The 1,879-nt window shown below is 38.7% G+C and carries 1 protein-coding gene; it reads left to right on the forward strand.

Going from position 1 to position 1,879, the window contains the following annotated elements; genetic code table 11:
• Positions 1–53 precede the first annotated feature (53 nt).
• The coding region (gene ileS, locus MV589_RS04565) for an isoleucine--tRNA ligase (protein WP_297432499.1) at positions 54–1,879 on the forward strand (1,826 nt) is incomplete at its 3' end.

The following is a 1,879-nucleotide window of genomic DNA, read 5'->3' on the forward strand; positions in this document are numbered from 1 at the left end:
ATTAAAGATACAATGCAAAGAATTTATAATTATAATAATATTTTGAGGTTTCAATGGACTACAAAGACACACTACTTTTACCGACAACAACATTCGCTATGCGCGGAAACTTAATAAACAACGAACCAAAGCGTTACGCTGCATGGGATGAGAAAAAAGTTTATTTCAAAATGAAAAACGAACGCAGAGATGCTGAGAGTTTTACACTTCATGATGGACCTCCTTATGCAAATGGTCATATCCACATTGGGCATGCTTTAAATAAAGTCCTCAAAGACATCATCATAAAACATAACTATTTTAATGGAAAATCTGTACGTTTTACTCCTGGTTGGGATTGTCATGGTCTTCCAATTGAGCAACAAGTTGAGAAAAAACTTGGCGGAAAAAAGAAAAAAGAGCAGCTTGAAACTGCTGAAATTCGTAAGCTTTGCCGTGAGCATGCTGCAAAATTTGTAGATATTCAAAGAGCTGAATTTAAAACACTCGGTATCATCGCTGATTGGGAAAAGCCTTACGTTACGATGGACTACAGATTTGAAGCAAACATCTTTAGAACACTTTGTGATGTTGCAAAAAAAGGTCTGCTCATAGAGCGCAGTAAACCTGTATTTTGGTCATGGGCAGAGCGTACTGCACTTGCTGAAGCAGAAGTTGAGTATGAAGACAAAGAAGATTACTCTATCTTTGTTGCGTTTGAACTCGATGATGAGGCAAAAGAGAAGCTAGGACTTGCAAAAAAAGAAAAAGCTGCTCCTGTTATCTGGACAACAACACCATGGACAATTCCTGCAAATACTGGTATTTCACTCAACCCTGAAGAGGAGTATGTGCTTACCAGTGATGGCTATATTGTTGCTAAAAAACTTTACAACTCTTTAATAGAGAGCGAAGTTATCAAAGGTGAAGTAGTAAAAACTTTCCATGCAAGTGAGCTGGAGAATCTAAACGCAGTAAATCCACTTAATGGAAGAAAATCTCATATTGTTCTTGGTGAGCATGTACTTATGGAAAATGGTACAGGTTGTGTACATACAGCACCAGGACATGGTGAAGATGATTACCGTGTAGGGCTAAAATATAACCTCGAAGTTGTTATGCCGGTCGATGAGACAGGATGTTTTGATGCGACTGTTGTAAATGAAAAACTCATTCCAAACGCAGAGGAGTTTGTAGGTCGTCATATTTTCAAATCAAATGAAGATATTTTAGAACTTATGGGTGATGCAGTGCTACAAACAAATAAATTTGTCCACTCCTACCCACACTGCTGGAGAAGTCATACTCCGCTTATCTATCGTGCTACAAAACAGTGGTTTATCTCTGTTGATGGACTACCTGAGGGTGAGAGTAAAACACTTCGTGAAATTGCACTCTCTGAAGTTGAAAAAACAAAATTCATCCCTCAAACAGGTCGTAATCGTCTTAACTCTATGGTTGAAAACCGTCCAGATTGGTGTATCTCTCGTCAGCGTGACTGGGGTGTGCCTATTGCATTTTTTAGAGTAAAAGCTACGGGTGAAGTAGTTTTTGATGAAAAAGTAATGAATTTTGTCGCTATGATTTTTGAAATGCAAGGAAGTGATGCATGGTACTCTATGGATATTTCACAACTCCTTTATCCTGGTTCAGGATACAAGCCCGAAGAGCTTGAAAAAGTTACAGATATTTTAGATGTATGGTTTGATTCTGGTTCAACTTGGAACTCAGTACTCAAATCTCGAAACTATGATGCAGGTACATATCCAGCTGATTTATATGTTGAGGGAAGTGACCAACACCGTGGTTGGTTCCAGTCTTCACTCTTCCTATCATCTGCCGTACAGCACAAAGCGCCATACAAAGGTGTGCTTACTCACGGTTTCACAGTCGATGAAAA

Origin of the sequence: Sulfurimonas sp. (assembly GCF_026991475.1) — a bacterium.
Classification (GTDB): domain Bacteria; phylum Campylobacterota; class Campylobacteria; order Campylobacterales; family Sulfurimonadaceae; genus Sulfurimonas.